Source organism: Micromonospora sp. NPDC048830 (assembly GCF_043198215.1).
Classification (GTDB): domain Bacteria; phylum Actinomycetota; class Actinomycetes; order Mycobacteriales; family Micromonosporaceae; genus Micromonospora.
On record NZ_JBICUP010000031.1, the window covers coordinates 68,305 to 85,308 of the forward strand.

The window sequence follows — 17,004 nt, forward strand, 5'->3', positions numbered from 1 at the left end:
CAAGCTGCGCCCGGCGCGGATCGGTCGACGGGGCGACCGGCGGCGAACGTCAGGCCACGGCGCGAGCGGTGGTGAGGATGTCCAGCACGGCGCGGGTCTGCGGCCACGGCACCGGGCTCGGGGCGCCGCCCACCATGCTGAGGAACGCGTCGATGGTCGCGTGGTAGCCCAGCTCGTCGGCGCCGCCGCGCAGCACCACCCCCCGTTCCCCCGTGGTGGTGTGGACGGTGACCTCGTACGCCTCGCCGTCAGCGACCCCGAGGACCTCGACGGTGCCGGGAACGCCGTCGTCCCACTGCATGGCCAGCACACCGGTGTCCTCGGACCGCAGCGTGTGGTGCCGGCGACGGGTGGCCGCGGCACCAACCAGACGCACCGCCGGACCGAGCAGCGCGACCAGCAGTTCCACGCCGTGCAGACCCATCATGACCAGCGTGCCACCGCCGACGGTCGGATCGTCCTGCCAGGGGTTGTAGCCGGTGGCCCAGAGGCCGACGTCGTGGCGCACGGTGGCGCGGACGGACAGGATCTCCTCGCGCGGGACGTCGAACGCGACGAACTCCGGCGCGAAGCGGAGCACCGAGGAGGTGAGGACCAGCTCCGGCGCCCGGGCCACGACCCGCTTCAGCCGGTCGAGCTGCTCGCGGGTGGCGGCGGCGGGCTTGTTGACGAAGCAGGGCAGCTTCCGGTCGAGCACCCGCGTCAGGGCCTCCGGCACGTCGGAGGTGGGCACGGTGAGCACCACCCCGTCAGAAGCGGTGGCCAGCAGCGCATCGAGGTCCGGGGCCACCTGGGCGTCGGGCTGCTCGGCCCGGAAACGGGCCAGCCGCTCGGGGTCCGGCTCCCACACCACCAGCTCCGCCGCGTTCCGCAGGGCCCTGGCGTCGACGTACGGGTGGCTGGTGGCGAGTCCGGCGATGGCGATGCGCATGAGCGCAGAGGCTACTCATCCGCTCCGCCGCCACGCTACCGCAGGTCAGCGACGCATTCTCCGCCAATTGTGGCGTCGGTCCGGACGCACGTGCGCCGCGCCCGGGCCTCCGGCACGGCAGCTCCTCGGGTACGGGCCGCCGGGAGCCGTCGTTCGAGCCGTTGAGCCCGACAGCGTCGGGTGATACGGTCAGGGCCGGAATACCGTCGCCGCCATGTTGGCACGCGAGGAAAGCCCACCGTAGACGTACGCGGCGAGCGCGCCCGACGCCTTCTACCGCCGCGACCGTCGTCAGCGGCACGACTCTTCCCGGTTCGAGCCAGCACCCCCAGTCGAAGGATCATCGTTGACGATCGCGATCGTGCCGCAGCCCGCCCTGGTTGACGAGCTGCCCGGCTACTTCCACCTGGTCCCGGATGCCCGCATCGGCGCCTCGGCGGAGGCCACGCCGCTGGCCTGGCTGTTGCATGACGCGCTGCGCGGCAGCGGGCACCGGCTCGCCGTCGTCTGCGCGGAGGACCCTGCCGCGGTCATCCGGCTGGGCATCGACAGGGCGATCGACGACAGCGCCGAGGCCTATCGGCTCGTCGTCTCACCGGAGCGGGTCGAGCTGGTCGGCGCGACCGCCGCGGGGCTGGCCCGCGGCGTCCAGACGTTGCGCCAGTTGCTGCCGGCGCATGCCCTGCGGACCACGGCGGTGGGCCGGGATCCGGTGTCGATCCCGTGCTGCCGGGTGCAGGACGCGCCGCGCTTCGAATGGCGGGGCGTCCACCTCGACGTCGCCCGGCATTTCATGCCCAAGAGCTTCGTACTGCAACTCATCGACGCCGCGGCGCTGCACAGACTGAACGTGCTGCACCTGCACCTGACCGACGACCAGGGCTGGCGTCTGGAGGTTCCCGGTCATCCGCGGCTCACCGAGGTCGGCGGCTGGCGGACGGAGACCGTGATCGGCGCGGATCCCGTGGCGCCGAAGACCTTCGACGGTACGCCCCACGGCGGCTTCTACAGCATCGACGACCTCCGCGAGATTGTCGCCTACGCCGCCGACCGTCACATCACCGTCGTGCCGGAGGTGGACGTGCCGGGACACGTTCGGGCGGTGCTGGCCGCCTACCCACACCTGGGCGTCACAGGGGAGACGGTGCAGACGGCACGCCACTTCGGCATCTTCGACGACGTGCTCGCTCCGACAGATGCGGCCATGGCCTTCGCCCGGGACGTTCTGGAGGTGGTCCTCGACGTCTTCCCGTCGCGGTTCGTGCACCTCGGTGGCGACGAGTGCCCCCGCACCCAGTGGCGGAACAGCCCGCTCATCGCGAAACGCGCCGCAGACCTCGGCCTGGCCTCGGTGGACGAACTGCAGAGCTGGTACCTCCGCGAACTCACTGGCTACCTGACCGATCGCGGTCGCCGGATGGTGGGCTGGGACGAGGTGATCGAAGACGGCGGCGTACCCACGGACGCGGTCGTGATGGCCTGGCGCGGGATGGAGAACGCCCGACTGGCGTTGAAAGCCGGCCATGACGTGGTGATGACCCCGCACCAGAGGACGTACTTCGACAAATACCAGGTACGCCATCCCGACGAACCACTCGCGCAGGCGGGTGTGGTGAGCCTGCGGGACGTCATGACCTTCGACCCGTGCCCACCCGACCTTCCGGATGCCGGCCGGGTGCTGGGCGTGCAGGGCCAACTCTGGACGGAGTACATGCCGACGCCGCAGACGGTGCAGTACATGGCCTTTCCCCGCCTGTGCGCCCTCGCAGAGGTCGCCTGGACGCAACCCGAGCGGCGCAGCGTCGACGGACTGTTGGCCCGCCTGCCCGCGCATCTGCGCAGGCTCGATGCGCTCGGTCTGGACTACCGCCCGTTGGCCGGTCCACGGCCATGGCAGACGGGTGGCACCGGTCGCCGGCAGGGTCGCCCCCAGGACCCCGGCTACTGACGGCGACCACCGCGCGGTCCGCGTCGGGGCCCGGAGCGGCTCAGGCCATCCGGGTGAGGGCAGCGGCGTCGACCTCGTGCTCGAGCGGCCTGCCCTGAGCGAACCGCTCGATCTCGTCCACCACGATGTCGCCGAGCCGCTGGCGGCTCTCGATGGTGCCGGCCGCCTGGTGCGGGGTCAGCAGCACGTTTGCGAGCCGGCGCAGCGGGCTGTCGACCGGAAGTGGCTCGTCGTCGAAGACGTCCAGCGCGGCGTCGAGCCGACCGGACGTCAACTCGGTCAGCAGGGCCGCCTCGTCCACCAGCCAGGATCGCGCGGTGTTGACCAGCCCCGCGCCGTCCGGCATCAGCGCGAGTTCGCGCGCTCCGATCATGTGGCGGGTCTCCGGCAGGGAGGGTGCGTGCAGAGCCACCACCTGACTGCCGCGCAGCAGAGGGTCGAGATCCATTCTCCGCACGCCCAACTCCCTGGCCGCGTCGGCGCTCAGGAACGGGTCGTACACCACCACGTCGGCGCCCAGCGCACGCAGCATCCGGATGTAGGCGACGCCTGTTCGGGAGGCACCGACGACACCGATTCGCGAAGCGGCGAGCTCGTGCCGCACCGGTGCCTCCTGCGCCTCGTTCCACGGATCGCCTCTGCGCAGGGCGTGATCGAATCGGTGCACGCGATGCAGCAGCGACAGGGTGAACGTGAGCGCCACCTCGGCGACGGGAGCTGCCATCGCCTGCCCGGCCTGGGTCACCCGGATCCCGCGGGCGAACACGTCCGACGTCAGGAAGGACTTGACCGAGGACGCGCTGTGCGCCACGAGCCGCAGAGCGGGGGCGTGATCGAGCACCCGCGAGTCGAGCGGCACCGCACCCCACGACGTCACCAGCACGTCGACGTCGCCGTCGCCGAGCGCACCGATCAGGTCGTCACGCATTGTGGAGTCGTCCAGCGAACGTACCGACCCCACCGTACGCAACCGCTCCCATGCCGCCGGCGTAAAGATCATCTGCCGCACGTGCGGTGGGACTGCCAGGAGGATGCGTGGGCCCGTGGCAGGCTCAGTCATGGCGTCAACGAGCACAACACTCCCCTATCCCTTGACTCCCGAGGAGGTGACGCCCTCGGTGAAGTACCGCTGGGCGAACAGGTAGGCCACGAAGATCGGCAGAAGGGCCACCACCGAGCCGGCCAGCGCCACGTTGAGCGGCTGCTTCTCCTGCATCAGGCCGGCGATTCCCGTGGTCAGCGTCCGCATCTCCGGTGACTGCCCCACGATCAGCGGCCACAGGAAGTCGTTCCAGTGCCACAGGAAGACGAACACGCCGAGGGTCGCCAGCACCGGCTTGCACAGCGGCAGCACGATCCGGAGGAAGATCCGCAGGTCCGAGGCACCGTCCACCCGGGCCGCGTCGATCAGCTCGTCCGGAATGGAGCGGATGAACTGACGCAGCAGGAAGGTCGCCTGCGCGTTGGCCAACGTCGGGATGATCAGGCCCCAGTAGGTGTTAACGCCGCCTGCCTTGGACACGATGATGAAGGTCGGGATCAGCGTGATGTGATAGGGGACCATCAGCATCGCGAGGAAGGACCAGAACATGGCCTCCCTGCCAGGGAAGCTCTTCTTCGCGAAGGCGTAGCCGGCCATCGCGGCGAGCAGCAGCACGAACACGACGCTCGTGACCGAGTAGACGAGCGTGTTGAGGAACCAGCGCGGCACGTTCCTGGCCTGCAACACCGACGCGTAGGTCTCCAGCGACAGGTCCGTCGGCAGGAGGCTGTCCGGGAGGACGAGCGGCCCGATCGGTTTCAACGACATCAGGACCATGGCGTAGAAGGGAAACAGCGTCACCAGCGTCGCCACGACGAGCAGTGCGCTGATGGCCAACCGAGCCGGGCCACGAGGTGTGAACACGTCACGTCTCGAGCGACGCCTCGGCTTGGTGTCCGTCGGCGCGGACCCGCCAGCGGTCCTACCGCTCACCCGGTCCGTCACTGTCGCCGCCATCAGTCCTCCCTGTCGAAGATCCGGCGCTGCACGAGCGCGAGCATGAGCACGATGACGAACAGGACCAGCGCGACCGCGGAGGCGTAGCCGAAGTCGAAGTATCTGAAGGCCTGGTCGTAGAGCATGAAACCGAGGGTGTAGGTGGCGTTGCCCGGGCCCCCGCCCGTCATGATGTACACCGCGTCGAAGACCTGGAACGAGCCGATCACCTCGATCACGCTCAGGAAGAAGAACACCGGGCGCAGCTGCGGGAGCGTGACGCTGCGGAAGCGCTGCCAGCCGTTTGCGCCGTCCATCATCGCCGCCTCGTCCAACTCCCGTGGAATGTCCTGTAGCCGCGCGAGGACGATGAGCATGTCGAAGCCGAACCGCCCCCAGACGGAGACGATGGCGACGGCGGGAATCGCCAGCGTCTCACTCGTCAGCCACGACTGCTCGGTGAGTCCGAGCGCACCCATCAGGCGCGGCACCGGCCCGCCGCTGTTGAAGATCCAGACAAAGATGATTCCTGCGAGCACCAGCGAGGTGATCACGGGCAGGAAGAACACCGACCGGAAGAAGCTGACCCCGCGGAACTTTCGTCTGACCAGCAGTGCCATCCCGGTGGCGACGGCGATCAACAGCGGGACGGAGATGACGGTGAAGATCACGGTGACGACGAGCGCCTGCCAGAACAGCTTGTCCTCGGCCAGCCGCTCGAAGTTCGCCAGGCCGGTCCACTCGATCCCGCCGCCGAGGGTGTACTCGGAGAAGGCAAGCACGAGGCCGCCGAGGAACGGGCCGAACCGGAACAGCACGAACAGCACGAACATCGGCAGGACGAATGCCAGGCCGATCGCTGCCCCGCGCCATCGGGCCCGGTGGTGGACCGGCCGCCGGCTACCACGGACTGTAGTCGTCACGCTTACTCGTCTCTTTCTGTCGGGCCGGGTCCGCACGGACCCGGCCCCGTCAACAGATCATCGGCTGCTGGGGGCCGCTTCAGCGTTCCAGCACACTCTTCGCGGCCTCCGCCGCGTCCTTCATCGCCTGCTCGGCTGACTTGTTGCCGAGAACGGCAGCCTGCACCTCGGGGGCGATGACGCCCTGTACCTCGCGAGCGTGCGGAACCTTCGGTCCGACATCGGCCAACTCGAGATACTTGGCAACCTCAGCCTGCACACTGCCCGCGGGGAACTCGACCGTGGCGTCTTCCCTGGGTGGGTAGTAACCGGCCATCTTGTCGACGTCCGCCATCACCTGCGGCGTGGTGATGAACTTCAACCAGGCCGCCGCGGCCTTCTTGTTCTTGGAACCCTTGAGCATCGCGTACGAGCCGACCGTCCCGTACGCGCCTTCCGCCTTGTGCTTGAGTGGCGGCGCCACCATCGTGTCGTCGCCCCACACGTCGTTCTTCATGATGATGGGGTCCATGTAGTACACGCACCCCACCTCACGTCGCCCGATCGGCGACTGCTCGGCCGGCAGGTTGACGGTCGCCTGGTCCTTGTTCACGTAGCCCTGCTTGACCAGTTCGCTGATGAACCTGGTCGCCTCCACCATGGCCGGGCTGTCGATGGTCGGCTTGCCCTGGTCGTCGAAGGGGGCCCCACCGGCCTGCCACACCCATGGGTAGAAGCTGGTGTTCAGGGTGGCCTCGTTCGACGCCACGACGTGGGTCACGTACTTGCCCTTTGCCTTGAACTGCGGCGCCATCGCCATCAGTTCGTCCCACGTCGTGGGCGGCTTGTCGACGCCGACCTCGGCGAGCACCTTCCTGTCGCAGGCGCCGGGGATGACAGTCATCAGAATCGGTGCGCCGTAGAGCTTGCCGTCGATGGTGGCAGCCTTGAGCGCGTTCTCTCGGTACCCGGTGGTGTCGACCACGCCGTTCAGCGGCTCGAGCACCCCCTGGCCCTCGAACTGGGTCAGTTCGTCGGGGATCATGTAGACGAGGTCCGGGGCGACGCCGCCGGCGATGGCCGCGACCAGGGAGCGTTCCCGGTCCTTCCACGGCTGAATGTCGATCTTGACGTCGACCTTTGGATGCTCCTTCTTGAAGGCCGCGATCTGACCGTCCCAGAAGGCCCTGTCCTTGCCCTCGTCGACCAGGGGGTAGACCCGCATGGTGACTGGGCCGCTCACCTCGCCCGAGGCGCCGCTCGAGTCCGAGCCGCAGGCTGTCGCCAGCAGACCGGTTGCCACGAGCGACGCCACCAACATCGTTCTGCGTGACGACATCGCGCTTCCTCCATTCCGAAGTTACGGACAGGACCGTAGCCAGCGACAGGCGCTGAGTCAACGCGTCAGGACCTGGAGACCTCTGCCCATCCCCTGAGTGTTGACAGGCCACCGAAGGGACTATTACGGTCGGGGCCGCAATCCGTGCGAGATCGCGGCCGCCACGGCGGGCAGGGCGTTGGGCGACACGGACGGCGACACCGGCGAAGGTCCGTCCGCCGTCCAGAACCCGGCGAGGTTCCCTCCCCTGCCGGGCCACGCGGATCAGGCGGAAGCACCCCAGCCACCCGTGGTCGGCCGACGACGACCTCGTCGACGAGCGCTTGGACGCATGGTCCGCCTGACCCGCCAGACCGCCATCGCACCGCTGTCACCCGCACCGCTGTCAACCCGCACCGCCGACGCGGGGGACGCACGTTCAGGCCGACCCACAGGGCGGACCCGAGCGAACCTACCGGCAGTATCGGTGAATGCCGATTGGCCTCCATGCCGGCACGGGCCGGCACCACCGGGGCCCGCGACCGATGCACCGCGACCGCAGCGTCAGCGCGTCCGCCCAGGCTACCCACGTCCGAGCATCCAGCAGCGGGCCCGGCAAATTTCTGCGCCTCGACCATTGATACCGCCGCTCGGCCGTATTACGGTCTGGCCCGTAAGTGCGACCAGGAACCCCGGGTCGCCGCGAACGTGGGACGGGAGCAGCTATGCGCAAACCACGACGACGTACCGGTCGGGCAGCACTGACGGCGATGGTCGCCATCAGTACGACGGCAGCGGCGTCCCTGGCGACACCCGCCGCGGCAGAGGCCACGACCACGCCGGAGAACGGTGGGTTCGAGGCCCCCTCCGGCGACGGCAGCGTGCCCGCCTGGAGCCAGACCTTCGGCGCGGCCCCGTCCTTCAACCTGGTCGCCGACGCATTCGACGGAGCGCAGGCGGTGCGGATGGTGGACGCGAGCCCCGATCAGCCCGCCGGACTGCAGTCACAGATGTTCCCCGTGGTCGCCGGAACCCGTTACCAGGTCGACGCCGCCGTCAAGCGGGAGTCCGGGCTGCCGGGAATCTACCTGCTGTTCTTCAACGACTCCGGTAGCCGCGTCGGCGACGGGCAGCAGTTCTCCTCCACGCCGCAGGGCAACTGGGACTGGATCACGTTGACCGCCGCGGCACCGCAGGGCGCCACCAAGGCAGCCGTGCTGCTGTACTCCAGCGGGTACCAGACCACCACCGCGACGTGGGACTCCGTCACGGTCGGGCCGGCCCAGACAAGCACCTGGCACGAACAGAACGTGGCAGACCCGATCCACAACGTCGCGGTGCTCGCGGCGGGCTTCGGCACCACCCCGCAGGGCCGGCACCTCGCGTACCTGCCGATGTCCGGCACACCTGGTGCGCTCTCGGTCGCCGACACGCTCACCGGCGAGGTGCTGGGCACCTACGAGCTGCCGGGTGCCGAGGGATCGTGGGGGGTGACGACCACCGCCGACGGTACCGCGTACGTCAGTGGCTGGCCGAACGGACGCCTCTACCGCTACCGGCCCGGCGCCGACGCCGTCGAGGACCTCGGGCAGCCGGTGCCCGGCCAGAGCTTCCTGTGGAAGTTGGACGTCGGTGACGACGGTCGGGTGTACGGAGGCACCTACCCCGGCGGCGCTGTCTTCAGCTACGACCCGGCGACCGGTGCGACACGCAACTTCGGCCAGGTGATGGCCGGCTCGCAGTACGTCCGCGACGTCGCGGCCGGCAACGGCAAGGTCTACGCCGGACTCGGCACGGTGCGGGCACGCGTCGTCGAGATCGACACCGCCACCGGCGAGCGTCGGGAGATTCCCCTGCCCGCCCCGTACGACTCCGAGGGCACCGTCTACGACGTCGACCTCGTCGACCAGCGGCTGTTCGTCCGTGTCGAGCAGACCAGCACCCTGCTGGTGCACGACCTGCGTACCGGTAAGTGGGTGGCCAACCTCGGACAGGTCAAGGGTCTGCAGGTCTCCGAGCCGGACCGGGCCGGGCGCGTCTACTTCGCCTCCGCCGACAACAAGCTGCGCAGCTACCAGCTCCACTCAGGCACGGTGACCGACACCGGGCGCACCGTCCCGGGCTCGACCCGCGGCTTCTCCTGGGTGCGGCTGCCCGACGGGACGGGATTCCCGGACCAGACCCTGGTGATGGGAACCTACTCGGGGGCGCTGTGGATGTTCAACCCGGCCACCGGCAACACGAAGGACATCGTCCCCGAGCTGCCCGGCCTGCCCGTGCCGCTGCGGTCGCTCGCCCAGGGCCCGGACAAGCGCATCTACACCAGCGGATACCAGTCCGGTGGGCTCGCCGCCTACGATCACGCCACCGGGCAGGCCGAGCGGTTCCCCCGCGGGACGGTCGGCCAGGTCGAGGGTTACGGGACGGCCGCGGGCAAGCTCTTCTTCGGCGTCTACCCTGGCGCGCACCTGTTCGAGTTCGACCCCGCGAAGCCCTTCGACTACGGCACCAACCCTCGTCGACTCGCCTCCCTGACCGCCGACGGGCAGGACCGCGCGGTGGCCTGGGCGTCGAACGGTGACCAACTCGCGGTCGGTTACATCCCGACGTACGGCCAGCTCGGCGGTTCGGTGAGCCTGATCGACGCCACCACCGGCGCCGTCCGCTCCTTCCACGACGTGGTGCCCGACGCGAGCGTCTCCTCGGTCGAGTTCGTCGACGGCATGCTCCTCGGGGGCACCACCGTCTGGGGCGGCCTGGGCTCGACCCCGACCCGGACCGAGGGGTCGATGTTCCTGCTCGACCCGACCAGCGGTGAGGTCGTCTGGGAGGGCGTCCCGGTCCCCGGCGAGAAGGCGGTCACGGCACTGCGGCGGGCGCCGGACGGCACGGTCTGGGGCATCACCGCCGGCACGATCTTCCAGTTCGACGTCGCCAGCCGGCAGGTGCTGCGCACCCAGAAGATCAGGGACGTCGACTGGGGCGGCATTCAGCACCTGTGGACCTCCGGTGAGATCGCCTTCGGTGGCCCCGGTGAGATGTTCGCGCTGATCCGTGGCGAGCTCTACCTCATCGATCCGGCCACGCTACGGCGCGAGCTGGTCGCCTCCGCCGTCGAGCACTTCGTGCGGGCCGACGACGGGTCGGTGTACGTGATCCGCAACCAGCACCTGGTGCGGGTCACCCGATGACGCGGCTGGAATCGGGCACGGGCAGCGACCACGCGGCGACCCGCGCCCTTCCGCCCGGGCTACTGTTCGGCACCGCCACCTCCGCCTACCAGATCGAGGGCAGGGCCGCCGACCGCGGAACGACCGTGTGGGACACCTTCTGCCGGCAACCGGGCAACATCCGGGACGGCTCGGACGGCGACGTCGCCTGCGAACACCTCGACCGGATGACGGAGGATCTCGACCTGCTCGCCGGCCTGGGCGTCGACGCGTACCGGTTCTCCGTGGCCTGGTCCCGCGTGCAGCCGGACGGCACCGGCCGGCCCAGCGAGCAGGGCCTGGCGGTCTACGACCGGCTCGTGGACGGCCTGCTCGAGCGGGGAATCCGGCCGTACACCACCCTCTTCCACTGGGACCTTCCACAGGCCCTGGAGGACGACGGGGGCTGGCTGAACCGAACCACGGCCGAACGATTCGCCGAGTACGCGGAGCTGGTGGCCGACCGCATCGGTGACCGCGTGGACACCTGGATCACCCTCAACGAGCCCTACTGCCACACCCATCTGGGGTACGGCACAGGCGTCCACGCGCCGGGACACCGGCTGTTCGGCGCAGCCTTCGACACGGCGCACCACCAGTTGCTGGGGCACGCGCTGGCCGCCCCGCGGCTACGCGGACACGCTCCGGTCGCTGTCGCGAACAGCTACTCCACCGCGTGGCCGGCGTCCCCCAGCGGGGAGGACGCGGCGGCCGCACGTCTGCAGGAGGCGTGGCACAACGCCGTCTACACGGACCCACTGCTACTGGGCCGCTACCCCGATGAGATCGAGCGGGTGCCGGGAGTCTCGCTCGACTGCGTACGCGACGGCGACCTGTCCCTGATGCGGGGCAGCCTGGACGTGCTCGGCGTCAACTACTACACCCTCAACCGGGTGGGGGCGCCGATGCCCGGGGCAGCGTGGCCCTGGACCGAACACGGCCTTCCCGAGCGCGAGCACACCTCGATCGGCTGGCCAATCGTGCCCGAGGGCCTGCCGGAGATGCTGCGCTGGCTGCGGAACCGGTACGGCGACCTGCTGCCGCCGCTGGTGGTGACCGAGAACGGCTGCTGCTACGAGGACGAGCCGGTCGCCGGCCAGATCCACGACGACGACCGGATCCGCTACGTCGGTGCCCACCTGCGGGCTCTGGCCGACGCAACCGCCGAGGGAATCGCCGTCCGCGGGTACTTCTACTGGTCCCTGCTCGACAACTTCGAGTGGGCCGACGGCTACACGCGCCGGTTCGGGCTGGTGCACGTGGACTTCGCCACGCAGCAGCGCACCCCGAAGAGGTCGTACTGGTGGCTTCGTGAGCAGTTGGCCACCCACCGACAGCGCCGCGAGGGCCTGCCGTATCCCGCATCCACCAGCGCTGAAGGATCACGTTCTCCTCAGGGAGGCTGATCGACACGAGGCGTCGTGACAACCCCAACCTCACCACGGCGATCCTCAACCCGCGCAGCCCGAGGTGCTGGCACCCGCACGACCGGTAGCTCATTCGCTGATAGGGGCATTCATAATCGACTGCCCCTACCAGCACCGGGCGATACTGCGAGACGAGCGGCCTGGGCTCGGCCACTCGACGGCATGAATGCGCTGATTGTCGGAGGCGGAGGCGAAGGAATCGGCCGGGCGATCTCGCGTGCGTTCGCCTCGGGTGGCGCAGCTGTCGCCGTCGCCGACATTGATCCGGCCCGCGCACGGGATGCCGTCGAGGAGTTGACCGGATCAGGCGCGCCCAGGCTCTTGCGCTCGCCGGTGATGTCCGGTCCCGATCAGCTGTAGACGACTTTGTTGGCGCAACCGTCGCTGAGTTCGGTCGACTCGACACCCTCGTGACCGTCGTGGGAGGGCAGCTCGCGTTCGTGCCGGCGGTACGGCTGCACGAGATGAGCGACGACGACTGGGATTTCGCGTACGAAATGAACCTTGGCTATGTGGTCCGCGCGGCCCGCGCGGCAATCCGCGCCTTCCTGATCCAGGGACAGGGTGGGTCCATAGTCAGCGTCAGTTCGGTCACCGGGGTCATGGCCGCGCCCATGCAGGCCAGCTACGGCGCCGCCAAGGCCGGCCTCGTAAGCCTCGCCAAGACCGTCGCCGCGGAGTACGCCGGCGAAGGGATCCGCATGAACGTCGTGGCTTGCGGCGCCATCGCAACGGCGGTAGCAAACTCTGCCCAGCCCGCCGACGAGGTGCCCGAGATTCCGATCCGCCGGCTCGGTGTTCCCGACGATGCCGCCGCGGCCGCCGTCTATCTGGCCTCACTGCTTTCGTCCTACGTGACTGGGCAGAGCGTTGTGGTCGACGGGGGTGTCACGGTGCGAGGCCCCTTCCCCGAGTGACTCGTTCTGGCGCAACCCGGTCGCGATCGCGGCGCCGAGCTACCGGTGATCTGTATCCGCACATCGGCTGGATCCGCACTGCACGCCGCGACCGGTCACGCAACCCTGGGTAGCGCGCGGTTCGCGGCCAGATCCGGACGCTCACACGTCGACGCCGGCGCACACCTCGGGTGTTGCGGCCTGCGTGGCCTGTTGAAAAATGGATGTCGTAGCGGACATCGAGGCCCGACGTCGCTAGCGAGAGCAACAGCGTGCGGAACAGCACGGACGCCTGCGTCCGGATGTCGCCCAGGGCGCCCTTGAGGGGTTTGCGCTGGTTCGCCCCGACGGGTCCCTGACAGCCGCGGTCGTCCACGTGCAGTGGATGGACAACCATCCAGCAGGTCCTGACACTCACGTGATGGTGTCGTTCGCGGACGGGGCGAACGTGGAGTTCGCGTTCGACGTTCCAGTCGTGAAGATCCGAGCGGCCGACCTACGGGCGGTGACCCCGGACGAGGCGCGTTCAGCGGCGCCATGCGGGTGGGGAGCCGACGCCGACCGCTGGCACGAAGTCTGACCTGCCGCGCCGAGCGCGCCCCCCGGCAAATTTGGAGTACTAACCCCGACCGTTCCAACCCTCTGCAGCGTTGCTGCGCTTGCCTGCTGTGCTGAAACCTCAGTTGTGGCAGCGGTGCCGCCGGGAGGATGGTCCTGCCAGAGCCCCGTTAGGGTCCTCCACCCGCCGCCAGGTGCGAGAGCGGCCCCCGACCAGCAGAAGCGCGGTCGGGGGCCGATCTTGTTGGTTCCGCTCGGTCCGATGACCGTTCTTCCTACCTGCGCCCGGAGGTGTTGATGCCACCCAATGTGCTGCAGCCTCGCCAGACGGTGTTCGTGGACCCGGGCGGGTTGAGCGTCAGGTTGCCGGCGTCATCGTGCTCGAGGAAGAACCGGTAGTCGCGGAGATCCTTGAGCGCGGACAGCGCGCGGGTCCAGTCGATGTCGCCCTTCCCGACGTCAGCGAACCGGAACTTCCGGCCTCCCGCGCGGGTGCCCGCAGCCGCCGTGCGGTTGCCATTCGGGTCCCACTTGATGTCCTTGATGTGGAAGGCGATGAAACGCTCCCCGTGCTCCTTGATCCACCAGTACGGGTCCTCGCCGGCGACCGAGACCCAGCCCAGGTCGACTTCGAACTTGACGTACCGGGGGTCGGTGTACTCGAGCAACGTGTTGTAGACCGGGACGCCGTTCTCGAGGGTGAACTCCCTGTCGTGGTTGTGAAAGAAGAAGCCGCCGAAGCCCTGCGAAACGGCGTGCTCACCGCACTCGTTGAATTTCTCTGCCATGGCCTTCATGTCGTCGCTGGTCGTCGCCCCAGCACCCGGGAAGCCGAAGGAGCTGCCAGTCCCGAGGTAGGGGAACCTGCCCAGCGTCTGGGCGTCCTCGAAGATCTGCATCCTACCGTCGTAGGTCATCCACGGGTTCGGCGCGCTCGCACTACGAGGCCCGAAATGGTTGCTCACGATGCGCAGCCCGTACGACTGGACGAGGGCCTTGAGCTCGGCCGTTGTCTTTGCGTAGTAATCGCCGGCGAGCTCCAGCTCTCGGACGCCAGCGTCGTAAACCGCCTCCAGTGCGATCTCGAGGTTCGTGTAGTCGCTGCCAATCAGCTGGCGAACAGTGAAGATCTGCAAGCCGATGCGGTCGGCCGGAATCACGTTCGGCCCACCAGCGGGCTGGCCCTGTGACGAGGACGCGGCTGCGGAGGCTGGGCTCGCCATGGCGGCGAGCGCTCCGGTGGCCAGAAGGCCGGCGCCAGCGCCGAGCACGGCGCGACGACTTGGCTTGTTTTCCACGGGTTCTCCTTCCGTCTGCGCGCGGTCCTACGGCCGGCGCCTTCCCCCGCTGCCTCCGGACCATACGGTGACGACGGAACTTTTAACAAGAGTGAGACAGAAGTCTGTAGGTTGGGGTGCACAAGTTGTCAGGCTGACGGCAGTAGGCAGCGTCGATGCGACTGACCTCGATGTTCGTCCGAGCCGTTGATCTGAGGTGGAGCGTCTGAGGGCTCGTCCGGACGACGGGACGGGCCCCGGAAACGAGGGCTCGGATGCCGACGGCCTGGCGGGGGCCGCCGAGGGCTCGTGGGCGCCGGCGTCGACCTCGCCGAGGACGATGCCGCCGCGCCTCGATCAATCTTCTTTGACCTTCGAGCACAGGTGCTGCTGGGACAGCGAAGTCGTCTCTTGCCGCCGTTGTGTGCTTCACTTCGACCGTGCCCCAGTCCGCATCCGCGCCACGCGCGCCTGTCCATCGCGGCGCGGCGGCTCCTGGCGGGTTCACCGGATTCGGCTCTGGGGCTCCCGGCGCGGGCGAGTTGCTCCAACTACTTCGCGACGGGCAGCCCCGGACCCGTGCTGAGCTGGCGAGACTGACCGGGCTTGCCCGGTCCACCGTCAGCACTCGCGTCGACGCCCTGCTCGCCAGCGGTCTGCTTGCACCCTCCGGCGAGGCGGTCTCCACTGGCGGCCGCCCTCCTGTCAGGTTCGCCTTCAACCCGCAGGCTCGGGTCGTCGTCGGCGCCGACCTCGGGGCGACCCACGGCAACGTCGCGCTCACCGATCTCACCGGCCAACCCCTGTGCTCGGTCGCCGAGCGCGTCGACATCTCCGCAGGGCCGGTCGGGGTCCTCGACTGGGTTGTCGAGGCGACACGGCGGCTGCTCGACGAGGCGGGCCGGGATGTCGAGGACCTCGTCGGCATCGGGATCGGCCTGCCGGGCCCGGTCGAGCATTCGAGCGGCAGGCCGATGCGCCCGCCCATCATGCCGGGGTGGGACGGCTATGACGTGCCCGGGCACGTACGCCGCCACTGGGACGTACCGGTCCTCGTCGACAACGACGTCAACATCATGGCCCTCGGCGAGCACGTGACGGCGCACCCGGAAGTCGAGCACCTCCTGTTCGTCAAGGTCGCCACCGGGATCGGTGCCGGCATCATCAGTGGTCGTCGCCTGCTCCGAGGCGCGGTCGGCGCCGCCGGTGACCTCGGGCATGTGGCGGCGCCGCACGCCCCCGACGTCCTGTGCACGTGCGGCAACACCGGATGCCTCGAGGCCGTCGCGAGTGGCCGTGCGATCGTCAAGGACCTCACCGCGGCCGGGGTCCCGGCAATGACGAACAGCGACGTGGTCGCGCTCGTCTGCGCGGGCAACATCGCTGCGGCACGGGCGGTTCGACAGGCGGGACGCACGATCGGCGAGGTCCTCGCAACGTGCGTGAGCCTGCTCAACCCCGAGCTCGTCGTCATCGGTGGTTCACTCGCCCAGGCCGGTGAGAGCCTCATCGCCGGGGTACGCGAGGTCGTCTACGGCCGCTCGCTTCCTCTCGCCACCGGCCATCTGCAGATCGTTCCGGCAACGACGGGCACTCAGGCCGGCGTTATCGGCGCGGCCACGATGGTTATCCAGTACGCCCTCGCCGCCGATCGTGTAGACGAGGAACTCGCCAGCACGTCATCGCCTCCGATTCGGCCGGCGGCTGAGAGCTAGCTGGCGATCGATGCGGCCATCACTCGTGGAGCGATAGCTGGTCTCTTACCTCGGGTAGGGAGCGATTCGCGGCAGAAGCGTGCACCCGCCCGTAAGCGCGGGCCCAAAAGGCGGCCGGGCAGGTAGGAACGAGTGGTCTGCGATGCGGTTCGGCTGAAGCAGCGTCTACCGGGCGTTCGAGGGGCGCGACGCGGCGTCGTCCAGGTGGAGAGCCAGAGCCGTCACTCATATCCCATGGCCTGGATGACCTTGCCGAGTGCTTCTTCGATGAACTCGCGAGTTTCGTCGTCGAATTGGTCGTTGCGGTGCGTCAGCTTGTGCGACTGGAACGTCGAAGGGGTAGCGAAGTCGTCGACGCCGAGCCGTTCGAACAGGGCGCGGCGCTGCCCGGGCCAGTCGGCTGCGAGGTCTTCTGCTTTCACCTCGATGTATCGCCTGCCCGTCAGGTCGACCGTGTTCTTCCAGGTGAGCCATCGGTGGTAGACCGGCTTGAGGTAGGCGAGCGCGCCGTCGACGGTGGGCGGTGCCCATGGCTGGGCCAGGTGGGATGCGAGCACTGAGACCGGGTGACGCTTGATGTGCACGATGGTCGCTTCGGGGACCAGTTCCCAGAGGAACTCCATGCACAGCAGGTTGAACGGTGTCTTCTCGCACCAGGTCGGCTTGCCCGCGTCGGCGGCTGCTCCGCCGAACATGGTGTCGATCAGGCCCCGCAGGATTCCGAGCAGTTCGCCCCGGTCGCTGAAATACGGCTCTTGTGATGTTCTCGTGGGTGGGTTGACGCCCTGATCAACAGGGCACGCCGTGTCCCGTCTAGGTTTCTGGCTTGTCGAAGGTCAGAAACT

At 68.8% G+C, this 17,004-nt stretch carries 12 protein-coding genes and 1 pseudogene; 6 read left to right on the plus strand and 7 right to left on the minus strand.

What is annotated here, in order from left to right:
- Nucleotides 1-49: 49 nt before the first annotated feature.
- Nucleotides 50-931, minus strand: coding sequence for a Gfo/Idh/MocA family protein (locus ACGFIZ_RS23865; RefSeq protein ID WP_393422621.1), 882 nt, complete (start codon nucleotides 929-931; stop codon nucleotides 50-52).
- 346 nt (nucleotides 932-1,277) lie between these two features.
- On the opposite strand from ACGFIZ_RS23865, the gene ACGFIZ_RS23870 reads away from it, so the two are divergent.
- Nucleotides 1,278-2,879 (plus strand): beta-N-acetylhexosaminidase, encoded by a 1,602-nt coding sequence (locus ACGFIZ_RS23870; RefSeq protein ID WP_393422623.1) that lies wholly within the window; start codon nucleotides 1,278-1,280, stop codon nucleotides 2,877-2,879.
- Between the two features lie 40 nt (nucleotides 2,880-2,919).
- Here the strand turns inward: ACGFIZ_RS23870 and ACGFIZ_RS23875 are convergent, their stop codons facing one another.
- The 4 genes from ACGFIZ_RS23875 to ACGFIZ_RS23890 all read right to left on the minus strand — a co-directional run bounded on the left by ACGFIZ_RS23875 (nucleotide 2,920) and on the right by ACGFIZ_RS23890 (nucleotide 7,074).
- A complete protein-coding gene (locus ACGFIZ_RS23875) occupies nucleotides 2,920-3,879 on the minus strand; it encodes a hydroxyacid dehydrogenase (RefSeq protein ID WP_393422625.1) in 960 nt (319 codons plus the stop codon).
- Between the two features lie 84 nt (nucleotides 3,880-3,963).
- Nucleotides 3,964-4,758, minus strand: coding sequence for a carbohydrate ABC transporter permease (locus ACGFIZ_RS23880; protein WP_393422627.1), 795 nt, complete (start codon nucleotides 4,756-4,758; stop codon nucleotides 3,964-3,966).
- 119 nt (nucleotides 4,759-4,877) lie between these two features.
- Nucleotides 4,878-5,780, minus strand: a complete 903-nt coding sequence (locus ACGFIZ_RS23885; RefSeq protein WP_393422629.1) for a carbohydrate ABC transporter permease — start codon at nucleotides 5,778-5,780, stop codon at nucleotides 4,878-4,880.
- 79 nt (nucleotides 5,781-5,859) lie between these two features.
- On the minus strand, nucleotides 5,860-7,074 hold the full coding sequence (locus tag ACGFIZ_RS23890) for an ABC transporter substrate-binding protein (RefSeq protein ID WP_393422631.1): 1,215 nt from the start codon (nucleotides 7,072-7,074) through the stop codon (nucleotides 5,860-5,862).
- Nucleotides 7,075-7,847: 773 nt separating this feature from the next.
- Here ACGFIZ_RS23890 and ACGFIZ_RS23895 point away from each other — a divergent pair.
- The 4 genes and pseudogenes from ACGFIZ_RS23895 (at nucleotide 7,848) to ACGFIZ_RS23910 (ending at nucleotide 13,189) form a co-directional block, all read left to right on the plus strand.
- A complete protein-coding gene (locus ACGFIZ_RS23895; protein WP_393422633.1) occupies nucleotides 7,848-10,268 on the plus strand; it encodes a hypothetical protein in 2,421 nt (806 codons plus the stop codon).
- Nucleotides 10,265-11,692, plus strand: a complete 1,428-nt coding sequence (locus ACGFIZ_RS23900; RefSeq protein ID WP_393422635.1) for a GH1 family beta-glucosidase — start codon at nucleotides 10,265-10,267, stop codon at nucleotides 11,690-11,692. Before ACGFIZ_RS23895 ends, ACGFIZ_RS23900 begins: the two co-directional genes overlap by 4 nt.
- Nucleotides 11,693-11,875: 183 nt before the next feature.
- Nucleotides 11,876-12,630 (plus strand): annotated as a pseudogene (locus ACGFIZ_RS23905) (SDR family NAD(P)-dependent oxidoreductase).
- A 400-nt stretch (nucleotides 12,631-13,030) separates the two neighbouring features.
- Complete coding sequence (locus ACGFIZ_RS23910; RefSeq protein WP_393422637.1) at nucleotides 13,031-13,189, plus strand: hypothetical protein; 159 nt, start codon at nucleotides 13,031-13,033, stop codon at nucleotides 13,187-13,189.
- A 253-nt stretch (nucleotides 13,190-13,442) separates the two neighbouring features.
- On the opposite strand, the gene ACGFIZ_RS23915 is transcribed toward ACGFIZ_RS23910, so the two are convergent.
- Nucleotides 13,443-14,465, minus strand: coding sequence for a sugar phosphate isomerase/epimerase family protein (locus tag ACGFIZ_RS23915; protein ID WP_393422639.1), 1,023 nt, complete (start codon nucleotides 14,463-14,465; stop codon nucleotides 13,443-13,445).
- 419 nt (nucleotides 14,466-14,884) lie between these two features.
- On the opposite strand from ACGFIZ_RS23915, the gene ACGFIZ_RS23920 reads away from it, so the two are divergent.
- The gene (locus ACGFIZ_RS23920) at nucleotides 14,885-16,159 is read left to right on the plus strand and encodes an ROK family protein (RefSeq protein WP_393422641.1); all 1,275 of its coding nucleotides are present in this window, start codon (nucleotides 14,885-14,887) and stop codon (nucleotides 16,157-16,159) included.
- A gap of 221 nt (nucleotides 16,160-16,380) precedes the next feature.
- Here the strand turns inward: ACGFIZ_RS23920 and ACGFIZ_RS23925 are convergent, their stop codons facing one another.
- Complete coding sequence (locus ACGFIZ_RS23925) at nucleotides 16,381-16,854, minus strand: sulfotransferase family protein (protein ID WP_393422643.1); 474 nt, start codon at nucleotides 16,852-16,854, stop codon at nucleotides 16,381-16,383.
- Between the last annotated feature and the right edge of the window lie 150 nt (nucleotides 16,855-17,004).